This is a genomic window from Bacillus altitudinis 41KF2b, assembly GCF_000691145.1.
Lineage (GTDB): Bacteria > Bacillota > Bacilli > Bacillales > Bacillaceae > Bacillus > Bacillus altitudinis.
In genome coordinates this window covers 236,001-257,763 of the sequence record NZ_ASJC01000001.1, presented here as the reverse complement: position 1 = coordinate 257,763, position 21,763 = coordinate 236,001, and the positions used below count along the sequence as shown (strand labels likewise).

The following is a 21,763-nucleotide window of genomic DNA, read 5'->3' as shown; positions in this document are numbered from 1 at the left end:
AATGGATATGGATCGGGTGCTTATGAGGACTTTTTATACAAATCATTTTGTACGGCTCTAAGAAGAGCATGTGCATTCTGACCCGCAGCCTGCATGAACTGCTCCAGCAGTTCATCCCTCTTCACATCTAATGCGATGATTTCTTTTGCCATACGGATGATCTGTGTTTTCTCCATCAAGTGCGCCTCCTCCTCATTTTTTCTTTTTATTATCATATGTTCACGTGACATAATTTGCACGTTATATGTTAATTTTCCTTCCATTGTTTTTCACTTTTTTCATTTTTGTGTTATATTATCTAACAAACGTTAGGTTTTTTTACTGACTGTTCGATATAATATGAAGAAAAGACTTGCAGGGGTGAGGATATGACGCAGGAAGATGTATCTTATAAAGATAAAAAAGTCATTTCAATCGGGATTGTCAGTGAATTAACAGGGCTTTCCGTCAGGCAAATCCGATATTATGAGGAACGGAAACTCATCTACCCCCAGCGCTCAACAAGAGGCACACGAAAATATTCTTTTTCTGATGTAGAACGTTTAATGGATATCGCCAATAAACGGGAAGATGGTGTGCAGACAGCGGAAATTTTAAAAGACATGAAGAAAAAAGAACAGGCATTAAAAAGCGGACAATATAAGAAAAAAATGCTGGAAGGTCAAATTAACGCACACTTCCGGTACAAAAATCGATGAACTAAATAAAAATCGCTTACTCGGCAAAATTGACTTAGCACCTGAATATGGAACGATGAAAGCACGAACTTACCCAAAGACCGATTCTTGCAGAAGAGTCTATTTCAGACAACGAAAGCCAATGAATCATTGAAACAGCAAAACGAGGCAGCAATTGCAGCCTCGTTATTAGCTAAAACAACCATTCTACTATTTATCACCTAAGATACTTGATCTTTAACGATTTAGTTTTTCAAATTTGTTCAGGAATCGAAACAGTTCGTTCATTGAGCACATTCCCCGTGTTTAGCGTCGTTTTGGGTTCAATTAAGAGCAAGTGAACTTCTTCTTCAGCAATTGGCTGATGTTCAACTCCTTTTGGAATCACAAGAAATTCTCCTTCATGAAGCGTTATTTCCCTATCCCTAAAACGGATGACTAGATTGCCTTTCCACACAAAGAACATTTCATCCTCATCATCATGGTGATGCCAAATGAATTCACCCTTAATTTTCACCATTTTCATGTATGAGTCGTTCAACTCTCCACTTATTCTAGGATTCCAATAATCATTTATTTGCGAAAATTTTTCTTCGATATTTACCTTTGAAATCAATCGATTCCCCTCCTTATTAAATGGAAACGTCTGTTTTAATTGCCACAGCTAAAAAATTCTCATTTTCTCCTCTCGATCAAATAAAAGGGACGCAATGAGCATCAACCTCTTCTATCATTCAGTTTACATACTTCATTGGATCACGTAAAATCAAAAAATAGCATATAGATCATCACAATTTGTGATGCAAAAAGGAGAGTTAGTTTGGATATTAAATCTTTGGAAGTATTTAAAGCCGTTGCCATTGAACAAAGCATCACAAAAGCTGCTCAAAAATTAAATTATGTGCAGTCCAATGTCACCGCAAGAATCCAACGTCTTGAACAAGAGTTAGGTGTACCTCTTCTCTATCGATATCATAAGAAAATATCTTTAACGCCTGCAGGACGTGAATTGCTTCCCTATGTAAATAAATTACTATACGATTACGAAGAAGCGATAGAAGCAGTAAAGCTTTCCTCTACTCCGCGGGGATCTTTACACATTGGATCTATAGAGTCCACCGCATCTACAAGATTGCCCAGCATTTTCACAGAATATCACAAAAAATTTCCACAAGTAGAATTGAGCTTGTATATGGCACCTACAGTCGATCAAGTTAGCGCTATCCTCAACTACAAAGTAGACGGCGCCTTGGTAGATGGGCCAATTCTTCATCCAGAAATCATCGAGTATCCTGTATTGGAAGAATCCCTCGTTCTCATTACAAGCTACTCCACGGAGCAATTCCAGGTAGAATCTATTTTACATGAGCCGTTGCTCTCGTCATTCGCCCATTGTATTTATTTAGGACGATGGCAAAAGTGGCTAGAGAACAACGGCTATCCTCCTATGAAGGTCATGGAATATGGTACGTTAGAGGGCGTCCTTAAATGTGTTGAAAGCGGGCTGGGAGTGACCGTATTACCAAAATCTATGGTTGAATCTCGGGGAGAAGGCAAATTCACCTGTCATCCATTACCAGAACCACATCGAATCGTGCCCACTGTGTTGATCAGGCGACGTGATTCGTACATGACCAGTGCCCTGTCACAATTTATGGAGTTAATGGGCATCACGAATAAGTGATCTGAGACAGATCATTGTTTCATAAATAAGATCATGTGTGATAAAAAAAGAGGATAGATAGAGCGACATTCTTTCAGCTCTTCTATCCTTTTACATCATCTCAACTTATGCCTGACTGATCATAAAGCATATGAACGATTCTTTTTATTTAGATGAAGCATCAGTTCCTTCAACAACCCCTACAAAGTCAATTCGTACGCCGCCTTTTTCAGGATCTTCTTTCACCCGAAAGGCAAGCGCCTTTTTTTCTCCAGTGTTTGCATCTTTATAATTTGCATGAAAGACATGGATGCTGGCTTCTTCCAATTGAAAATCTTCATAAGAAAGCGTCTCAATTCCCCATTCCTTTTTCGATTTAAGAATGTCACTTGGGCTTGGGACTGCGCCTTCGACATAGACATTGTCCATTTTTCGTTTATTTCCTTCAGTTATTGCTTCAAGCATATGCTCTGATGCCACAAGTCTTCTGTCTTTCCCCTCGTCTTCTCTTGAACATGCACTTAGCAAAACAATGCACATGAAAATGAATAAAAACTTCTTCATTTTTCTCTCCCACCTTCTCCTTAAAATGTAAAGGATGGAAGCGCTATATGCAATCTTTATTCAAAAAAGACTGTAAAACGTTACATTTTACAGTCTTTTGACTACATCAGTGTATGAAGAAATGCTGTTGCAATTCCAAAATAGATGAGTAAGGATAAAATATCATTCAATGTTGTGATCAGTGGTCCAGATGCAATGGCTGGGTCCACGTTTAATCTGTGTAAAATAATCGGCACGACCGTACCTGCCATTGTCCCAATAATCAGTGTTGCAAGAAGCGAGGAACCAACAACAAAACCTAAAATCATATTGCCCTGCCATACCATGGCAACGACCGTAATAATGATTGAACAAACAATCCCAATATAAATACTTGTTCTCAGCTCTCTGAAAATCAAGCGCATAATGGTTTTTTTCGTTAATTCTTCTTTTGACAATCCTCTAATGACAACCGCTAGAGACTGTGTCCCTGTATTCCCTGTCATACCTGCAATCATCGGCATGAAGAACGCTAAAGCAACGACTTGTTGCAAAGTATCTTCAAAATAATTCAAGATACTGCCTGAAATCAGCCCAATGAATAAGAGTAAAATAAGCCACGGAAGACGGCGGTATGCCGCCACAAATGCCGGTGTGTCGAACGTGATATCTTTACCAGAGGCAGCAAACTTTTCATAGTCTTCTCCTGCCTCTTGAATCACAACATCAATGATATCATCGACTGTCACAATTCCGACTAGGACATTGTTCTCTTCTACAACAGGTATGGCAAGGAAATCATATCGTTCAATGAGCTTTGCGATTTCTTCCTGGTCTTGAAAGGCACCAACGGCAATGACTCTTGTAAACATAAGATCCTGCACTTTTTCATCTGGCTCACCTAAAATAAGATCCCTGTATGAGAGTACCCCTACAAGCTGTTTTTGATCATTTATGACATATAAGTAGTTGATCGATTCGGCAATTTCAGCAAAGCTTTTCAGCTTCACCACGGCATCCTGAACCGTATAATGCTGCGGAATCCAAACGTACCGATTGGTCATGATCCGACCTGCTGTCTCAGCAGGATAATTCATGAGAAGCTGGACGGCTTTGGATTCCTCTGCTTCCATGTTAGATAAAAGCTGATCCTTCAGCTCATCCTCCATCTCATCAAACAAGTTGGCTAGATCATCGTTATCCATTTTGTTTGTGACGAAGGTGGCTTTGTCTTTCCCTACTTTTTCAAGAACAATCTCTTGATATTCCCGCTCCAGTTCACCCATCATTTCCGTCACGTCATCGACTGTTAAAAAGCTGAGAAAGCGGCCGCGGTGTTTTTCTGGAAGCTCCTTGAATAAGTAGGCCATATCATAAGGCTGAAGTTCTTCCATAATGTTTTTAAATTCTTTACGTTTTCCATCTCTTAGTAAAATAATGATGCGTAAAATGAGTTCATCGTACGTAATGTTCTGTATCATCGCTGTTACCTCCCCAAAATCAGGAGATACCCGAATCCCTTAGATTGTGCGGGGGTCAGGATCTCCTCTATCTGATGCGTCAATCTGATCTTTTGACATACTCTCTATGTGTCTCGAATCGGGATGATCCATCCCCACACCTCCTTTTCTCATAAAAAAGCACCTTCAATCGAATGAAGGCGCTTTGTAAGCATGACAAATAAACACTTGCTCCTTCAATCGTAGAGCTTTAGCACTGTATGGCATAGGATTCATCCAGCTGCATTAAAAATCACCTTATGTCGATGATTCCTGTTGACCCATTGGCGTCTTTGGACATTTTTGGGCAGCAGCGTATCTCCATACAGGAGCCTCACCTAACGAAGTCTCATATTGTTGACACACTGAGATTACAGAAAAAGCGCAATGATGTCAATAAGCAAGATGCCAAGTTTCCTGATGTATTCGCTTTCTTTTCAAAAAAAGAGCGATCGACAAGTTGACCATCGCCCTTTCATGTCTTTTATTCTTCTTCCGGCTGATTCATATCCTCTTGGGAGAGGAGATGAAAGGAATCATGCAAAAACAAAGCATATCCTTCTCCATCAGGATGGGGAACATATTCCGCACGATCCATCGTCTGTTCTTCTTCTTTTTTCTTCATCATATTCTCTCGCCTCCTTTCAAGTAGTTTGTCCCAATGAAAAAACCTTACACATAAAAGTGTAAGGTTCATTTATACCTTAATCGTCCCATTCTTGCTTGAGGATTTTGCCTGTTTTAGCGGAAATCTCAAAATCAACTTCTTCGCCGCTTGGTGTCGTAATTTCAATTTCATACAAGTACACACCATTTTCTTTATCTAATTCTGAATCTGTGACTGTTCCTTTTACTTTTGCAAGGGCAATTTGTTCAGCCTGTTTTTTGGTGATTTTTACATTTTGTTTCTTTTCTTTGACTGGATCATTGAGCGCTTTGCCTGTTTTGGCATCGACATATACTTTATATTCAAAGCCGCCTTTTTTAATCTCGACCTCATATACCCATTTTCCTTTTTTACGCTCAAGATCTACATCATCTACATAGCCTTTCACAACTTTTAATGCTGCTTTTTCAGCCTGTTTCTTTGAGACAAATGAAGATTTCTTTTGCACCACTTGTTCGGCATTTGCCGTTTGATTGGTATTTTGCGCTTGAAGGGTGAAACCACCTGCGACAAGGGCTCCTGTGAATGCTGTAGCTACTAGTACTTTTTTTATCATGTTTAACTCCTCCTCTGTTTGATTTCTCCTTTATCTTAAAAAAACAAGATGATAAAGGAAGGAAAGGAACATGAGAAAATTATGAGAAAATGATTAGTTTTCGTACGTAATCCCTTCAATATCTCCTGTATAGGCATTCACTAATACCTCTGCCTCTCTTCCATCCGGCAAATCGAGCTCTACCTCAAACACGAGCATTCCGCTAAAAGTTTCAAGATCTGCATCATCCACTGTGCCGCCCACTTCTTTTACGGCAATCTGAATGGCTTCTTCTACTGTTATTTTTGTCAGCTTCTTTTCTTTAGAGGTTGGCTTTTTCTTTTCTGCTTCAATCACCTTGAACGTGTCTTTCTCAACATCCACTTGATACAGTTCTTTTTTTGATTGAATCGTAAAGATAAAGCGATCCGATTTTTCTTTCTTTTGAATCACGGTACCCTTCACTTTTTTCACTGCCACTTCTTCTGCTTGGAGTTCGGCATTTTTCTCATTTGGTTTTTGATAGCTCTTTAACTGTTTCATCTCTTTCATTTGACCGCTTGAGGAAGATGCAATGATTTGATAGATGCCATTTGAATTTTCAAGCGTCAATGTATAGTCCTGTTTATGATTGATCAGCTCAATATTTGTGATGTTTCCATTGTAGTCTTTTGCGATGATTTTTTTAATGTCTGCTTCGCTTAATATTTTTTGGTCAATGGTTTGAATCATGAGCATTGCAAAGGCCACAAGAATGAAAAGACACCCTGCGAGCGTAAGCAGCATTTTCATTTTTTTAGACATGCAGCGCCTCCTTCCTATTTCCTATTTTATAAGGAGGAAATGAGAAATTGATGAGAAAAGACCTACTTATTTCTGAAAAAGAATGGTCATCACGGTTCCTTCACCGATACGGCTGTCTACCTTTAGCTCAGCCCCATGCTCTTCAGCAATTTGCTTCGCAATTGACAGGCCAAGCCCAGTTCCGCCCGTCTCACTGTTTCTCGCTTCATCCACACGGAAAAAGCGGTCAAAGATTTTCGGCAGATCCTCTTCTTTTATGCCAATTCCTTTGTCAACAACCGAAATAAACGGTTTCTCTCCTGATCGTCCGCAGTTCACATCAACTGGCTCTGCACTATATTTAACCGCATTATCAATCAAGATGGTCAAAAGCTGTTTGATCTTCTCTTCGTCTGCTTCAGCAATCACAGGCTGATCTGTTTGTACATGAGTAAGGATGGTTCGATTGGTTGCCACTTCAAGTGTATGGCCGACTTGGCTGCACAATTGACCAAGATCAACCGGCTTCATGTCCAAGTAAAGCGGTTGCCCATTTTTCGCCAGTGTGAGTAGTTGATCTGTCAGCCTTTTCATTTTTTTCGCCTCATCATGAATGGCTTGAGAGGATTCTTCTACGACCTCTGGCCGGCTTTGCCCCCAGCGTTTTAGTAAATTGCTATAGCTCATGATGACGGTAATGGGTGTTTTCAATTCATGAGAAGCATCGTGTAAAAATTGCTGCTCTTTTTCATAATGTTTCTCGAGAATTTCAGCCATTTCATTAAAGGTTTGACCCATTTGATACAGTTCATCCTTTGAATCGCCTGTTAATTCAATTCGTTTAAATGCCTTTTCTCTCATACTTGCTTTCATCGTATTGGTCATTCTACTAATTGGGCGGACAATTTGTTTCGTTAAAATGTGGCCTGCAAAATAAGAAAGCACAATAAACAAAACGCCAGTAGTGATTAAAATCATTTTTAATAACGCCAAGTTCTCTTCTGTATTTTCAATTTCTTCATATACTTGCAGCGACACAATGTCCCCATTTGTCCAAATGACAGGGATAGCCGCAAACGCAATCAACTGCTTATTGTATTCTTGAATTTCTGCTGTCTGACCAGATTCGTATGTAAAAGGAAGTGAGCTAAACGTAGATTCCTTCGTGACGGTCAGCTTTGATTCACCTTTCTCTGTGACGACACGGATCATACCATTTTGAGGCAGATACGCTTTCAGAAGCTCTGAAGATGGAAGGCCCTCTTCTTCTGACTTCTTTAGTGCAATCGCAATATTTTCAGCTACTTCCGACAGTCTGGACATATCTTTTTGCGTCAAGGTCATCGAAAAAATAAAATAAATCGCTGTATGAAACAGCAGCACCATTAAAAACAAGGACAACGATGTATAAAGCTGGATCTTATTTTTTAATCTCATGCTTTATCCTTTCATCACATAACCCACACCTCTCACTGTGTGAATCAATTGTTTTTCAAACGGGTAATCGATTTTTTTCCTTAAATAGCGAATATAGACATCAACCACGTTCGTGTCACCAAAATAGTCAAAACCCCAAACAGCTGTTAAAAGCTGATCTCTTGTGAGCACTTGCTGTTGATGTTTCAATAAATGAACAAGCAGGTCATATTCTCTCGGTGTCAGCTCAAGCGTCTGACCGCCTCTTTGAATTTCTCTTGTTTTCTCATTCACCGTTAAATCTGCAATACTTAGCTCAATTTCCTTTTCCTCTTGCGCATTGTGATTGAACCTCAGCTGTGCACGAATTCGCGCTAATAATTCTTCTATGTCAAAGGGTTTTGTAATATAATCGTTTGCCCCAAGATCAAGACCGCTGACCTTATCGGGAACACTTCCTCTTGCGGTAATCAAAATGATCGGTGTTGCCGTATTTGTCTTTCGAACCCTTCTAAGCACTTCAAGTCCGCTTAATTCTGGAAGCATGACATCTAGAAGCACTAAATCAAAACTCTCCTCCTCGAGCGCCTGGAGCCCTTTCATCCCTGTATCTTGGACTGTGACCTCATATCCTTCATATTCAAGTTCTAATGACAGCACTCTTGCAATTTTCTTTTCATCTTCGACCACGAGTATCTTCCCTTTGTTCATCTCTATCTCTCCTATCTGAAAGGCAAGCTTGTCTTTCCATTATTATATGTTGCCTTTCTCCATTGGAACAGTCACAATCTTCATATCTTATTTTTCATGAATGAGGAATTGTTATGTAATATGGTTGATTTTTATTTTCAGCTGATCCTTTCACATTACACAAATCAACAAAAAAAGCCTCTTTTCTGAGGCTGGTCCCTTACTTCTTTTTAGGTTGACTGACAAAAAGCTCATCTACAGTCGTATTCAAAACAGAGGCGATGTCAAAGGCTAATTGTAAAGTAGGGTCGTACTTATCGTTTTCAATGGCATTGATGGTTTGTCTCGAGACCTTACACCGTTTAGCAAGTTCTTCTTGGGATAATTTAATGGATTTCCTTAGTTCTCTTATATGATTTTCCAATTTAATCACCATATTTTTTTCTGTATATGAGTAATGTAACTAAATAAATGACCGAAATCACAGTTAGGAACATGATGGGAGAAATCCCAAACCCCTTATCAGAATTGTTCCCTTGGGTCGTTAAAAATATGGACTGTGCGACTTCTAATAAAAGCATACCAATGACCACCATAAATGCATACGATTGCGCTTTTGAGTAGATAAATCTCTTTCTTTCATCACCCTTTTGAATCATAGGCGCAATAAAAATGAACAGTCCGATCACTAATAAGATGACTGAATACACAACTTTTACAACATCCAACGGTTAGTCCCCTCCCAATCAAAATGTCAAATACTTTTTACATTTCAATCATATCATCCGCTTAAAAAATGTCAAATACTTTTTACATTCTATATTCTTTCGATCATTATAATGAAAAAACAATCATCTGCACATGGCATGTACCTTTTTCTTTTCTGTCATCCTCTATCTCTTTATATGATTGTTTTTTCGATCTGCCTTTTTTAGTTCTTTTCACCCATTTTCATCTGTACAGGTGCAAGCTCACTATGCAGCATTTCATTCTTTTTCATATGATACTAAGAGTTTTCTTCAAAAGGTGACTTCTTTCGGCAAGATATGAGGAGAACTGCACAATAAATAATTATTTGATTATTTGAAAAATTATTACAATTGACCCTTTCCGATCAAACATTTGTTTTATACAATAACATTACGCAACCTGAATCTACTTTGAAAACAAAATAAGGAGGGCTTTCTTATGAAAGGTGAAATTCGCTTAATTCCGTATGAAGTAAAAGCCAATGTGATGGAAGCGAAAGAGACGCCGGAAAGTATTCAGGAGATTAAAGCACCCGAACTTTGGTCAAGTGGCTTCAAAGGAAAAGGCATAACCATTGCTGTCCTTGATACAGGTTGCGACACGGAGCATCCCGATTTAAAAGATCAGATTATCGGAGGAAAAAACTTTACCGATGATGACAATGGAGATGCTGAGAATGTAAAAGACTACAACGGGCATGGTACCCATGTATCAGGAACGATTGCAGCAACGGATCAAAATGGCGGCATTTTAGGGGTTGCACCTGAAGCCAAGCTGTTGATCGTAAAAGTTCTTGGAGGGAAAAATGGCAGCGGGAAATACGAATGGATTATCAATGGCATTAACTATGCGGTTGAGCAGAAGGTTGATATCATTTCCATGTCTCTCGGTGGGCCAAGCAATGAACCAGAACTGCAAAAGGCCATCCAACATGCGGTAAGCAGCGGTGTGCTTGTTGTCTGCGCAGCAGGAAATGAAGGTGACGGAGACGAGCGTACTGAAGAGTTCTCCTACCCAGCTGCATACAATGAGGTCATTGCCGTCGGCTCTGTCTCTCTTGCAAGAGAATCCTCTGAATTCTCCAATGCGAATAAAGAAATCGACCTCGTCGCTCCAGGTGAAGACATTTTATCCACTCTCCCTAACCATAAATACGGAAGACTAACAGGCACTTCCATGGCTGCCCCTCATGTGAGCGGTGCACTCGCCATTATTAAAAATGCCGAAGAAGAAGCGTTCCAGCGTAAGCTGACAGAACCTGAGGTATATGCTCAGCTCGTACGGAGAACCCTTCCGCTAAAACAATCAAAAACCCTTGTAGGAAACGGGTTTTTATATTTAACTGCACCAGATGTGCTTCTTGAGAAAACATTGGAAGCAGAACTTTTGTCTCTATAGGTACATGTTAGGTCCTGAGAAAAGATAGAATTTTCTCAGGATTTTTTTAATTAAAATTATTCAAAATTTACTTTGACGAAATGAAGTGAACGTTATATAATCGAACACAATAAATTCATAGTTTGAGAGTCGGTAATTCGATCACACGTCGAATTTTAATTGGGAAGACCGGTGAAAATCCGGCGCGGTCCCGCCACTGTAAGTGAGGAGAGCTTTTCGTTAATCATCCACTGTCGTAAAGATGGGAAGGATGAAAAGCTTGCAGATTCACGAGCCAGGATACCAGCCGCTCTATCACATCAAACCCCCTACGGTTGATAGGAGATGTCGGAAAAGCGTTCGTCATTGATACTTACGCCTTCTTTCGCACACACATTTTGTCTTTTTAAACCAGACATTTGCCCTCATCAATCTTGACCATGAGTGTAAGTGTCTTTTTATATTTAGAGGAGGAATTGGAATTGACAATTGTTAAAACAAGTAATCTAGGTTTCCCGCGAATTGGTTTAAACAGAGAATGGAAAAAAGCACTTGAGTCTTATTGGAAAGGTCAAACTGACCGAGAAACCCTCTTAAGCACACTCGATGAACAATTTTTAGCCGCTATTAAAACTCAAATTGATCAACAAATTGACGTTGTTCCTTCTGGCGACTTCACCTTCTATGATCATGTGCTGGATACTGCCGTTATGTTCAATTGGATTCCAGAGCGCTTCCGCAGCTTGAAAGACCCGCTAGATACATACTTTGCGATAGCAAGAGGAACAAAAGATGCTGTCTCAAGTGAAATGACAAAATGGTTTAATACAAACTATCACTACATCGTTCCAGAATATGAAAAAAGCACAGAATTCAAACTCACACATAACAAACCGCTTGAAGCATACGAAAAGGTGAAAAAAGCGTTTGGTGTTGAAACAAAACCTGTCGTTCTCGGTCTTTATACATTTGTTTCTCTTTCTAAAGGCTATGAAGCCAATGAAGTGAAAGAGATTCAGCAACGCCTAGTGCCGCTTTATACTCAGTTGTTAAAAGAGCTTGAAGAAGCCGGTGTAAAATGGGTTCAAATTGATGAGCCTGCTTTAGTCACAGCTTCAAGTGAAGACGTGAAAGCAGTAAAAGCCATCTATCAAACGATTAAAGAAGCTGTACCTGCCTTAAACGTTCTCCTTCAAACATACTTTGACTCAGTAGATGCCTATGAAGAGCTTGTGACGTATCCTGTTGAAGCCATCGGTCTTGATTTTGTCCATGATCAAGGACGAAACCTTGAACAATTGAAAAAACACGGCTTCCCAAAAGATAAAATTTTAGCAGCCGGTATCATCGACGGCAGAAATATTTGGAGATCAGATCTAGGAGAAAGATTATCGTTTATTTCTGAAGTGATTGCTGACGTGCAGCCAAAAGAAGTATGGCTGCAGCCTTCAAGCAGCCTGCTACATGTCCCAGTTGCAAAACATCCAAGCGAACAGCTTGAAGAAAAACTATTAAACGGACTTTCTTATGCCACTGAAAAACTGGCTGAATTAACGCTATTAAAAGAAGGCTTATCAAAAGGAGCGGCTGCCATTGATGCAGACATCCATGCAGCAAATGAAGCACTTCTGACGTTAAAAGAATTCGCGAAAGGAACGAATGCGGACCTGACAGCAGAACGCAATAATCTTTCATCAAAAGATTTTAAACGTCCAGTTGCTTTTGAAGAACGACTACGCATTCAAAATGAATCTCTTGAACTGCCGCTTCTTCCAACCACAACAATCGGAAGCTTCCCTCAGTCAGCTGAGGTGCGCAGTGCTCGTCAAAAATGGCGCAAAAATGAGTGGACAGATGCAGAGTATGATGAATTTATTAAAAAAGAAACAAAAAGATGGATTGATATTCAAGAAGAGATTGGCCTAGATGTACTCGTTCATGGAGAATTTGAACGTACAGACATGGTTGAATACTTCGGTGAAAAACTCGCTGGATTTGCCTTTACAAAATTCGCTTGGGTTCAATCTTATGGATCACGCTGCGTGAAGCCGCCGATCATTTATGGAGATGTAGAATTTACAGAGCCAATGACAGTGAAAGAGACGGTTTACGCTCAAAGCTTAACGGAGAAAAAAGTCAAAGGAATGCTGACAGGGCCTGTCACGATCTTAAACTGGTCTTTCCCAAGAACAGATATCTCTCGTAAAGACATTGCCTTCCAAATCGCTTTTGCTTTACGTAAAGAGGTAGAAGCGTTAGAAGCAGCGGGTATTCAAGTGATTCAAGTGGATGAACCTGCGCTAAGAGAAGGTCTTCCTTTAAAAGAGAGTGATTGGGCAGCATACTTAAACTGGGCAGCAGAGTCATTCCGTCTATCGACATCGTCTGTTCAAAATGAAACGCAAATTCATACACATATGTGCTACAGCAATTTCGAGGATATTGTTGATACGATTGAAGACCTTGATGCAGACGTGATTACGATTGAACATTCACGCAGTCATGGCGGGTTCCTCGATTATTTAGAAAAACACCCGTATTTGAAAGGCCTTGGACTTGGGGTATATGACATCCACAGCCCGCGCGTTCCAGCTGTTGAAGAAATGAGTAAAATCATTGATGATGCACTGAACGTCTGTCCGACAGATCGCTTCTGGGTCAACCCTGACTGTGGACTGAAAACAAGACAAGAACCTGAAACCATTGCTGCTTTGAAAAACATGGTGACAGCTGCTGAAGTCGCTCGTAAAAAGCTAGCGCAGCACGCATAATTAACTCACTCTTCCCCTGCTGAACATTTGGCAGGGGTTTTTTATCCGTAAATTGTCCTGTTCGATCTCCTCCTACAATGATTCCTTTTCTATCATGATTCGTTTATACTAGAGAAGTCAGTCGAACAAAGGGAGGAAGACAATGAATCACGAAGCTTTTTTACAACGCGCAATTGATCTTGCAGTAGAAGGAGTAAATAGTGGCACAGGCGGCCCTTTTGGAGCGGTCATTGTCAAAGACGGTCAGATTATTGCAGAGGGAAGCAACAATGTCACAACGAGTAATGATCCAACCGCACATGCAGAAGTGACAGCCATTCGAAAGGCGTGCCAAACACTACATACATACCAATTAGAAGACTGTATTTTGTATACAAGCTGTGAGCCTTGTCCAATGTGTCTTGGTGCTATCTATTGGGCTAGACCAAAGGCCGTATATTTTGCCGCTGGACACAAGGATGCAGCGACTTCTGGTTTTGATGACTCCTTTATTTATGAAGAAATCAACAAAGAATACGAATCAAGAAACATTCCATTTTACCAGCTGACCCTTCAAAAAACCCTTGCTCCATTTGAAGCATGGGACACATACGACAAAAAGAAAGAATATTAAAAAAAGACACCTGCTCCACAGCAGGTGTCAGTAGATTGTTGAGAAAGGGCTAAATTTTAGCCCTTTTTTCTTTTCATGATTCCGCCACTTCAAGCTCTACTTCGATGTTTCCTCTTGTTGCTTTTGAATATGGACAGAATTCATGTGCAGCCTCAACAAGCTCTTTCACTTTGTCATGGTCAAGCCCTTTAGCGGAAACAATCAGCTTCACGCCAAGTTTAAAACCGCCATCACTTTCATCTTTTAATAGACTGACATGTCCTTCTACTTCTGATTCAATTTCGACACCTTGCTTCTTGGCGACTTGTTCAAGCGCCCCTCCGAAGCAGGCCGCATAACCCGCTGCAAATAATTGCTCAGGATTCGTACCAGTTTCTCCATCTTTCTTTGCGTTTGGCATCACAATGTTGTGGTCAAGCACACCATCATCAGAACGAACATGTCCTGCTCTTCCGTGCTGTGCTTTTACTTTTGCAGTAAATAATGGTTTCATCTTGATCTCCTCCTTCTTCTACTTATACCTTTCACGTTCTATTCGTTGCTCAAACATTTATGGCACATTGAAGAATTTTTCATTTTTAGTCTGTATTTATTTTAAAAAGGAAGAAAATCTTATACAATGATAAGTATGACAAAAAATAGTTGGTGACAGATATGACAAATGAATTTGAACATATGAAGCTGGAAAATCAGCTTTGTTTCTTGTTATATGCAAGTTCAAGAGAAATGACGAAGCAGTATAAACCATTATTAGAAGAGTTAAATATCACATACCCGCAATATTTGGCACTGCTTTTGTTATGGGAGCATGGGACATTAAATGTGAAAACAATGGGAGAGCTTTTATATTTAGACTCCGGTACACTCACACCTATGCTAAAACGAATGGAACAAAATGGACTCATCATCCGCGAACGTTCGAAAGAGGATGAGCGTTCGGTCCAAATTCGTTTAACAGAATACGGAGAAGCTTTACAAGAGAAGGCCACTTCGATTCCATTTCAAATGCTGTCTGGAACAGGCAGATCAGAAGAAGAGCTGAAAACACTTCGCGCTTCTTTACATGAGCTTCTGCAAAAATTAACACAATCAAAAGGCTGAGGGAATATTCCCTCAGCCTTTTTTTGATGTCTATTATTGAGCGACAGCTACTAATTCTACTTCAATGTTTCCTTGCGTTGCTTTTGAGTATGGGCAAACGCCGTGTGCTTTATGAACAAGTTCATCAAGTGCAGATTGCTCAATTCCAGTTCCTTTTACTTCTAATTTGACACCTAGTTTGAAACCGCCGTCTGAACTGTCTTTGACTAAGCTTACATGTGCCGTTACTTCACTTTCAAAACGGATACGCTCTTGTCTTGCGACCATTTGAAGGGCTGAATCAAAACATGCAGAATAGCCCGCTGCGAATAATTGCTCTGGATTCGTTGCTTTCTCAAGCTTTTTCGCTCTTGGCGTTCCTGGCATTGCTACATCATGCTCTAGTACACCATCTGTTGAAACAACCTTACCTTCTCTTCCTCCTACAGCTGATACCGTTGCAGTAAATAAAACTTCTGACATGAATATAACCCTCTTTCGCTCTAATAATATTTTCTACAATTGAATTGTACACAATCTAAATTCAAGAGTCAATGAAAAACACTCACTTTCATCTTTCCTCCTTTTTTTATTTTTATGAATGTACATCGCACGATGATGGAACCAATCAAGGCAATAAAAAAAAGCCCTTTAAAAAGGGCTTTTTAGATCGTGATATGCTGCGGATTCGGTTTTTCTAGCGTATGGTTTCTGTTATCGGGGTCGGCATTAGGTGATGTGATCCATAATGCCAAGATCGTGATGCTTGTACAGACGACTGCCCATTTTTTAAAATTCATATAAACAATCCCCTCTCTGAATATAGATACGAGCATGTTCCGCTTCCCCATAGAACATGGAAGATTTTTCATAATCCTCCATTTCATTATAATACTTTGCGGTGTCTAAAGCCAGCTCTTCTATATCTGGATATGCATAGGAAGATTCTAAAAAATGGAAAATTCGTTTAATATGCTCTGCATCTTGTCGTAAGTACAACGCTTCTAAAAAAATGGTCTTCTGAATATGAATGTCATCCTGCAGAGCTTCTGCTCGTTTCATACATTCTTCTCTGTAATATAATGCTTCATTGTTTTTACCTTGTTTGTATAAGATCTGAGCGGCTGTATAAAGAGGGTCTATCGATCGACGAAGATGATCAGATTGGTTTTGATCAAATAATGAGATGGATTCTTTCATTAAGTCGAGTGCGCGGTTCAAGTCTCCCATTCTGTAATAGCTGTTGCCCATATTAAACAAAGAAGAAGCAATAAAACGCACATTCTGAAAGTCTCTTGACCTTGCAAGTGCTCTTTCGAGATGTGGCAATGCCTTTTCATGCCTTCTCATATCATCATAATTACCGGCTACAATAAATTCACACTGAATGGTACGAAGCGCATATAGTTCGTGCTGAATATAGACATCCAGCGCTAGTTTGGCATGGTGCATCGAAATGTGTGTTTGTTTCATGTGATAATATATTTCTGACATTTTAAAATGAAATTCTGCACGTTCAATATCGTCGGATACAAAAGAAAGCTTGTGCTCTGCCTTTTGATAGGACGATATGGCAGCAATGTACTCTCTCCGGCCGAACTCATACATGCCTCTGAAGAAATGATAGTAATATTCAAGCATGCCTGTGACATGCGTTTGATGCTCATCTATTTCTTTCGAAAGCTCGGAAAAGTTGGCGCGAAGCTTTCCTTCCTTTAATGGCTTTAAATAATCGAGCATGACCTCATGCCTGAATTCCATTAAAGAAAAATAGAGAAGCAAATTCTGATCTTCTTCCATTGAATCAAGAGAGGTGCGAATTTCCTGCTTTAACTGTTCTGCTTGTTCTGAATCAAATCTGCGGATTAATTCATACCACTTGTTGATTTTCACTCCAATATCCGAAGAGGGAATGATTTTCGCCATACGTTGCCTTCTCCAATCTTCTCAAAATATAAAACATTACCATATTTTATCATACTTGACCGGAGAAATACAAAAATGAAAGGAAAAAGAGAGCCTTGTGCGATAAGACTCTCTTTTGGATTGGTTATTCTCTTATTTGTCCTTGCCCACGAATGACAAATTTTTCAGAGGTTAGGGCTGGCAGACCCATTGGTCCTCTAGCATGCAATTTTTGTGTGCTAATGCCGATTTCCGCTCCGTAGCCAAATTCAAAGCCATCTGTAAACCGGGTAGATGCATTATGATACACAGCGGCAGCATCAACGGCTGTTAAGAAAAGTGCCGCATGCTGGTCGTTTTCCGTAATGATCGCTTCAGAATGCTTAGAGCTATACATTTGAATATGCTGTATCGCCTCTTCAATGGTCTTGACGGTTTTAATACTGACAATCGGCGCTAAAAATTCCGTTTCAAAATCAGTGGCCTTAGCTAATGTGGCACTCGGTGCAAGTGCACATACTGCTTCATCGCCCCGTATCTCTACACCATGTGTCTGAAGTGCTTCAAAGAGCGAAGCACCATGTTCTTTTGCCCATGTTTCATGAATGACAATGCTCTCAATGGCATTACAAACAGATGGTCTTTGTGTTTTCGCATTCAGAACAATTTGTTCAGCCATTTCTTTTTGGGCTGTTTCATCAATGTAAATATGACAATTCCCTGCACCCGTCTCAAGTACTGGAACAGTAGACTCTCTCACAACAAGATCAATTAAATGTTTCCCGCCACGTGGAATAAGGACATCTAGATAGTCATTTAAAGTGAACAGGGTTTTAGCCGTCTCACGGCCTGTATCTTCAATCAATTGTACACTGTCTACGGGAATATCCGTTGGTTGCAGCGCTTCGTGAATGACTTTCACAATCGCTTTATTACTATGAATGGCCGATGAACTTCCTCGAAGAATCACAGCATTTCCAGTTTTCAAGCAAAGAGTGGCCGCATCGACTGTCACGTTTGGTCTTGCTTCGTAAATCATCCCAACCGTTCCAAGAGGCACACGTACTTTTTCAATGAAAAGCCCGTTTTCTTTTTGAATGGTCTCTAATGTTTCACGAATTGGGTCTTTGAGCTGAATGAGTTGATGCGTAGCGTCTGCAATCGCTTCAATTCTCTCTTCTGTTAATGTAATTCTGTCGATCACAGATGGCGTGAACTCTTTGTCTATAGCCGCCTGAACATCTTTTTGGTTCTCGGCAATTAAATACGCTGAAGATGCTTTTAATGCTTTTGCAATAGCGTCTAATGCAGCATTCTTTTGTTCAGTTGTTTTTAATAGCAGCTGATCTTTTGCTGCGCTTGCCTTTTTTGCTTTTTCTAGAACTTCATTCATCGTTTTCCCTCCTCAGTTTTGTATGTGCTGAACCCAGTGATCTCGGTGAATGACTTCAGGTTTTTCATAAGAAAGCTCCTGACTTCGCATCCCTTTAATGCCAAGAAGCTCATCAGAATCATACAATGTTTGCCCTTTACCGACTAACCCGTTTGGACCAACAACTTCGACGACCTCTCCTTTAGAGAATTCACCAGCTACATCAATGACACCAGCTGGAAGAAGACTTCTTCCATTATGCAAAATCGCCGCCTCTGCCCCCGCATCAATCATGATCTTTCCAGAGACTGGTGAGTGGAATTGAATCCATTGGCGACGGTTATTGACTGATGATAAGTCTTGTTCACCAATATATGTGCCGTCCCCTTGACCAGCGAGAATGTGAAGAAGCTTGTCTCCCCCTGCACCTGTACCAATGAAGACTTTAACGCCAAGGGAGAGAGCTGTTTGTGCAGCTGAAAGCTTAGATTTCATCCCGCCTGTTCCAACCTTTGAACCCGTACTCTTCGCATATGAGAACAATTCATCTGAAATGTGAGTCAGCACATCAAACCGCTTCGCATCAGGATTCTCACTTGGATTGGCATCATAAATTCCGTTGATATCTGTTAAAATGATCAATTGGTCTGCATGAATTAAGCCACTCACCAGTGCTGATAACATGTCATTATCACCAAAGGTAAGCTCCTCGATGGACACAGAATCATTTTCATTAATGATCGGTAAAATTTTTCTTTCGAGCAGTTCCATCATCGTTGCGTAAGCATTTCGATATCTTGTACGATCTGAAAAGTCATTACGTGTTAAAAGCATTTGTGCAGGCGTCATCTGAAACTGTGAAAATAGTTCTGTATATTTCTGCATTAACAAGCCTTGACCAACAGCAGCAGCAGCCTGCTTCCCTTTTAAGGTCACAGGTCTTGACGGATATCCTAAACTGCCAAATCCCGCCGCAACGGCACCTGACGAAATGAGAATGATTTCATGTCCTGCCTCTTTTAACTTTGCGATGGCTTTGACATGATCCTGCATTTTTTGTTCATCAATGGCTCCCTTTTGCTCTGTTAATGAACTGCTACCAATTTTTATGACGATCCTTTGCTTTTTCATCATTGATTCCCTCCGCTATACCTTTCACCACATAAAAAATCCCTTTTTCTCCTTATGTAAAGGACGAAAAAGGGATTTTCCGTGGTACCACCTTCATTGAATAAGCATACGTCTGCTTATTCCACTCAACTCCTGTAACGCCAGGCATGCGCTTAGATTTTTCCTCTAAGGCTCAAAGGGTAGGTTCAGCAGCTGTCTGCGGCAAATGTTTCAGCATGTCATTTGCTCTCTTTTACACAGCAGGTCCTGCTTACTATTCCTTCTCAACGCTCGTTAATTTTTTTATATTATCACCAATTGCTTCAGAAAAGTCAAGCGGTCAATTAAACACAATCGTTTTATTCTCATGGACAATGATTCGATCTTCTAGATGCCATTTGACAGCACGGGCAAGCACGCTGCGCTCAATCGTGCGACCAATATTTTTTAATGCCTCTGCATCATCTCTATGATCTACCCGCTCAATATCCTGTTCAATGATTGGCCCTTCGTCTAAATCATTTGTCACGTAATGAGAAGTCGCACCAATTAATTTGACTCCCCGCTCGTATGCCCGCTTGTATGGGTTTGCACCGATAAACGCTGGCAGGAAGGAATGATGAATATTGATGATTTTGTTCGGATGCTGTTCAATAAAGGCTGGCGTCAAAATTTGCATGTATCTAGCAAGCACAACCGCATCAATATCATATTCTTCTAATAATGCAAGCTGCTGTTTTTCTGCATCTTGGCGAATGTCTTTATTTGCTTTCACGAAGTGGAATGGAATGCCGAGTGCTTCGACTGTATCTTTTGCCGTTTCATGATTGCTGATGACAACCGCTATTTCAGCCATTAAATTACCGCTTTGCCATTCCCATAAAAGTTCATGTAAACAATGAAGCTCTTTGGACACAAAGATCGCCAGCTTTTTCAGATCACTTGCACGCGACATGCTCCATGTCATGTGAAATGATTGCGCAATTGGCTCAAAACTGCTTTTCAATTGATCTAAGTTGGCAGAAATGTCTTTCCAATCAAATTCAATTCTTAAAAAGAACCGGCCACTCTCATGATCTGTTGTGTATTGACTAGATTCAATGATGTTTGCTCCATGTTCAAATAAAAAAGTAGAAACAGCTGACACAATACCAGGCTGATCCGGGCAGCTGACTAAAAGCCTGCCTTTTTGCTCATGCTTTTGTCTGTGTAATTCAAGTTTCTCTGTAATCAATGTTCTCATGGCTTATGACCTCATTTACGTTTTTCATTCTAATGAAATATTATACTGGACTGGAAAGAGAAAAAGCAATTAAGTGGCGTATTTTTTATTGAATATTCATTCAATTCTGCACCTGGCGTGATATAATATGAATAGACCTTTTATCACAAAAGGAGTGATGGAGATGAAAAGCATGACTTTGTTTGGTAAAGTGAGCTTTTGGCTCGGCATCGTATGTCTAATCACGGGCATTTATCTATTTATGACCGGAGAAAGACTCATTCCTTTACTTACATTTGGTGTATGTTTTCTGCTTGTGAGTCAGCTTTACCGCAAAAATGAAAACGATTCCAATCATCATTCGATGTAGCAAAAAGGCTGGCTCATGTTTGCCAGCCTTTTCTTATTCAATGATTTTTAACCCGACCGCTGCTGATAAAATCAGTGCGATAAAGAAAATACGTTTTGCGTCTTTCGACTCACCATAAAACAGCATCCCAACAATCGCTCCTCCAGCTGCTCCGATTCCTGTCCAAATCGCATACGCCGTTCCCATCGGAATTGTATTCATCGCAAGAGACAGCATCAGAAAGGAAAGCGAAAAGCCAGCTGCTATGAAGACGATCCATTTTATATGGCGATCTTTCTGAAATTGATTCATCATGGTGACACAAAGCATTTCTAAGATGCCTGCCCCAATGAGTAAAAGCCAGCTCACGATTCAGCCTCCCCTTTCTTTTCACCTGTGGTCAATTTGAGTCCTAATACACCGCTTAAAAGTACCATGATCAAAAGTAATTTTACTAGATGTACCGGCTCACCCATGATCATCCCTACTATGACCGTACCTGCTGTTCCAAGTCCGGTGAAAACGGCGTAAAGTGTGCCAACTGGAAGTACAGTCGTGGCTTTCAGGAGTAAATAAAAGCTGACAACAATACAAACGATGGTGGCGCTCCATTCCAATATAGAGCCAGCATATTTCAACCCCATCACCCAGCCGACTTCAAATACGGCTGCAATCAAAACATTTCCCCATTTCATTCGATCTCTTCCTTTCTTACCGATTCCAAGCAATAAAAAAAGCCCG

Annotated in this window: 27 protein-coding genes, 2 riboswitches and 1 other annotated feature; of the genes, 7 read left to right on the top strand and 20 right to left on the bottom strand. The window is 40.2% G+C overall.

Translation table 11 applies throughout. The features are described 5' to 3' along the window. Positions 1–20: 20 nt before the first annotated feature. Complete coding sequence (locus tag BA79_RS19480; protein WP_008346151.1) at positions 21–176, bottom strand: hypothetical protein; 156 nt, start codon at positions 174–176, stop codon at positions 21–23. Positions 177–368: 192 nt separating this feature from the next. Here BA79_RS19480 and BA79_RS01365 point away from each other — a divergent pair, with 192 nt between their 5' ends. After that, on the top strand, positions 369–698 hold the full coding sequence (locus BA79_RS01365; protein WP_007498778.1) for a MerR family transcriptional regulator: 330 nt from the start codon (positions 369–371) through the stop codon (positions 696–698). Between the two features lie 232 nt (positions 699–930). Here the strand turns inward: BA79_RS01365 and BA79_RS01360 are convergent, their stop codons facing one another. Beyond that, on the bottom strand, positions 931–1,293 hold the full coding sequence (locus tag BA79_RS01360) for a cupin domain-containing protein (RefSeq protein ID WP_079919273.1): 363 nt from the start codon (positions 1,291–1,293) through the stop codon (positions 931–933). Positions 1,294–1,497: 204 nt separating this feature from the next. Between BA79_RS01360 and BA79_RS01355 the strand changes: the two genes are divergently transcribed. Beyond that, positions 1,498–2,361: a LysR family transcriptional regulator gene (locus tag BA79_RS01355; RefSeq protein ID WP_025207232.1), complete on the top strand. Its 864-nt coding sequence runs from the start codon at positions 1,498–1,500 to the stop codon at positions 2,359–2,361. A gap of 144 nt (positions 2,362–2,505) precedes the next feature. On the opposite strand, the gene BA79_RS01350 is transcribed toward BA79_RS01355, so the two are convergent. The 9 genes from BA79_RS01350 to BA79_RS01310 all read right to left on the bottom strand — a co-directional run bounded on the left by BA79_RS01350 (position 2,506) and on the right by BA79_RS01310 (position 9,201). After that, a complete protein-coding gene (locus BA79_RS01350; protein ID WP_007498783.1) occupies positions 2,506–2,904 on the bottom strand; it encodes a hypothetical protein in 399 nt (132 codons plus the stop codon). Positions 2,905–3,005: 101 nt separating this feature from the next. Beyond that, a complete protein-coding gene (gene mgtE, locus BA79_RS01345; protein WP_007498785.1) occupies positions 3,006–4,364 on the bottom strand; it encodes a magnesium transporter in 1,359 nt (452 codons plus the stop codon). 207 nt (positions 4,365–4,571) lie between these two features. Next, a riboswitch (M-box (ykoK) riboswitch) is annotated at positions 4,572–4,735 on the bottom strand. A gap of 131 nt (positions 4,736–4,866) precedes the next feature. Further along, positions 4,867–5,010, bottom strand: coding sequence for a hypothetical protein (locus BA79_RS19475; protein WP_008346168.1), 144 nt, complete (start codon positions 5,008–5,010; stop codon positions 4,867–4,869). A gap of 76 nt (positions 5,011–5,086) precedes the next feature. Beyond that, positions 5,087–5,605 carry a PepSY domain-containing protein gene (locus BA79_RS01335; RefSeq protein WP_008346169.1) on the bottom strand — a complete coding sequence of 173 codons (519 nt, stop codon included), beginning with the start codon at positions 5,603–5,605 and terminating at the stop codon, positions 5,087–5,089. 93 nt (positions 5,606–5,698) lie between these two features. Beyond that, positions 5,699–6,388 (bottom strand): PepSY domain-containing protein, encoded by a 690-nt coding sequence (locus tag BA79_RS01330; RefSeq protein ID WP_035700505.1) that lies wholly within the window; start codon positions 6,386–6,388, stop codon positions 5,699–5,701. Positions 6,389–6,454: 66 nt separating this feature from the next. Then, positions 6,455–7,804, bottom strand: a complete 1,350-nt coding sequence (locus tag BA79_RS01325) for a sensor histidine kinase (protein ID WP_035700503.1) — start codon at positions 7,802–7,804, stop codon at positions 6,455–6,457. Between the two features lie 3 nt (positions 7,805–7,807). After that, positions 7,808–8,494, bottom strand: a complete 687-nt coding sequence (locus tag BA79_RS01320; RefSeq protein WP_008346176.1) for a response regulator transcription factor — start codon at positions 8,492–8,494, stop codon at positions 7,808–7,810. Between the two features lie 199 nt (positions 8,495–8,693). Beyond that, a complete protein-coding gene (locus BA79_RS01315) occupies positions 8,694–8,897 on the bottom strand; it encodes a helix-turn-helix transcriptional regulator (protein ID WP_172673023.1) in 204 nt (67 codons plus the stop codon). 1 nt (position 8,898) lies between these two features. Beyond that, the gene (locus BA79_RS01310) at positions 8,899–9,201 is read right to left on the bottom strand and encodes a hypothetical protein (protein WP_035700497.1); all 303 of its coding nucleotides are present in this window, start codon (positions 9,199–9,201) and stop codon (positions 8,899–8,901) included. A 460-nt stretch (positions 9,202–9,661) separates the two neighbouring features. On the opposite strand from BA79_RS01310, the gene BA79_RS01305 reads away from it, so the two are divergent. The 3 genes from BA79_RS01305 (at position 9,662) to guaD (ending at position 13,984) form a co-directional block, all read left to right on the top strand. Next, positions 9,662–10,621: a S8 family peptidase gene (locus tag BA79_RS01305; protein WP_007498796.1), complete on the top strand. Its 960-nt coding sequence runs from the start codon at positions 9,662–9,664 to the stop codon at positions 10,619–10,621. A gap of 112 nt (positions 10,622–10,733) precedes the next feature. Further along, positions 10,734–10,926, top strand: a riboswitch (cobalamin riboswitch). A 156-nt stretch (positions 10,927–11,082) separates the two neighbouring features. Further along, on the top strand, positions 11,083–13,371 hold the full coding sequence (gene metE, locus BA79_RS01300; RefSeq protein ID WP_035700494.1) for a 5-methyltetrahydropteroyltriglutamate--homocysteine S-methyltransferase: 2,289 nt from the start codon (positions 11,083–11,085) through the stop codon (positions 13,369–13,371). 142 nt (positions 13,372–13,513) lie between these two features. Further along, positions 13,514–13,984: a guanine deaminase gene (gene guaD / locus BA79_RS01295; protein ID WP_008346184.1), complete on the top strand. Its 471-nt coding sequence runs from the start codon at positions 13,514–13,516 to the stop codon at positions 13,982–13,984. Between the two features lie 73 nt (positions 13,985–14,057). Here the strand turns inward: guaD and ohrB are convergent, their stop codons facing one another. Next, the gene (gene ohrB, locus BA79_RS01290) at positions 14,058–14,477 is read right to left on the bottom strand and encodes an organic hydroperoxide resistance protein OhrB (protein WP_035700491.1); all 420 of its coding nucleotides are present in this window, start codon (positions 14,475–14,477) and stop codon (positions 14,058–14,060) included. 161 nt (positions 14,478–14,638) lie between these two features. On the opposite strand from ohrB, the gene BA79_RS01285 reads away from it, so the two are divergent. Next, a complete protein-coding gene (locus BA79_RS01285; RefSeq protein ID WP_008346188.1) occupies positions 14,639–15,085 on the top strand; it encodes a MarR family winged helix-turn-helix transcriptional regulator in 447 nt (148 codons plus the stop codon). A gap of 33 nt (positions 15,086–15,118) precedes the next feature. On the opposite strand, the gene BA79_RS01280 is transcribed toward BA79_RS01285, so the two are convergent. The 6 genes from BA79_RS01280 to purU all read right to left on the bottom strand — a co-directional run bounded on the left by BA79_RS01280 (position 15,119) and on the right by purU (position 20,694). Further along, positions 15,119–15,547 (bottom strand): organic hydroperoxide resistance protein, encoded by a 429-nt coding sequence (locus tag BA79_RS01280; protein WP_017367099.1) that lies wholly within the window; start codon positions 15,545–15,547, stop codon positions 15,119–15,121. Positions 15,548–15,729: 182 nt separating this feature from the next. Further along, complete coding sequence (locus BA79_RS01275; protein WP_008346190.1) at positions 15,730–15,864, bottom strand: hypothetical protein; 135 nt, start codon at positions 15,862–15,864, stop codon at positions 15,730–15,732. Continuing rightward, complete coding sequence (locus BA79_RS01270) at positions 15,854–16,990, bottom strand: response regulator aspartate phosphatase (protein ID WP_008346192.1); 1,137 nt, start codon at positions 16,988–16,990, stop codon at positions 15,854–15,856. The genes BA79_RS01275 and BA79_RS01270 overlap by 11 nt, the downstream gene beginning before the upstream one ends. A 124-nt stretch (positions 16,991–17,114) precedes the next feature. Then, complete coding sequence (locus BA79_RS01265; RefSeq protein ID WP_035700487.1) at positions 17,115–18,362, bottom strand: glutamate-5-semialdehyde dehydrogenase; 1,248 nt, start codon at positions 18,360–18,362, stop codon at positions 17,115–17,117. Positions 18,363–18,374: 12 nt separating this feature from the next. Beyond that, complete coding sequence (gene proB, locus BA79_RS01260; protein ID WP_035701045.1) at positions 18,375–19,472, bottom strand: glutamate 5-kinase; 1,098 nt, start codon at positions 19,470–19,472, stop codon at positions 18,375–18,377. 56 nt (positions 19,473–19,528) lie between these two features. Further along, positions 19,529–19,748: a binding site (T-box leader), on the bottom strand. 43 nt (positions 19,749–19,791) lie between these two features. Further along, positions 19,792–20,694 (bottom strand): formyltetrahydrofolate deformylase, encoded by a 903-nt coding sequence (purU, locus tag BA79_RS01255; protein WP_007498809.1) that lies wholly within the window; start codon positions 20,692–20,694, stop codon positions 19,792–19,794. A 163-nt stretch (positions 20,695–20,857) separates the two neighbouring features. On the opposite strand from purU, the gene BA79_RS01250 reads away from it, so the two are divergent. Beyond that, positions 20,858–21,043, top strand: coding sequence for a hypothetical protein (locus BA79_RS01250; protein ID WP_024719622.1), 186 nt, complete (start codon positions 20,858–20,860; stop codon positions 21,041–21,043). Positions 21,044–21,076: 33 nt separating this feature from the next. Here BA79_RS01250 and BA79_RS01245 read toward each other — a convergent pair whose 3' ends face one another. Both BA79_RS01245 and BA79_RS01240 read right to left on the bottom strand, forming a co-directional pair. Beyond that, positions 21,077–21,391, bottom strand: a complete 315-nt coding sequence (locus BA79_RS01245; protein ID WP_035700485.1) for a DMT family transporter — start codon at positions 21,389–21,391, stop codon at positions 21,077–21,079. Further along, positions 21,388–21,717 carry a DMT family transporter gene (locus tag BA79_RS01240; RefSeq protein ID WP_035700482.1) on the bottom strand — a complete coding sequence of 110 codons (330 nt, stop codon included), beginning with the start codon at positions 21,715–21,717 and terminating at the stop codon, positions 21,388–21,390. The genes BA79_RS01245 and BA79_RS01240 overlap by 4 nt, the downstream gene beginning before the upstream one ends. Positions 21,718–21,763: the final 46 nt, after the last annotated feature.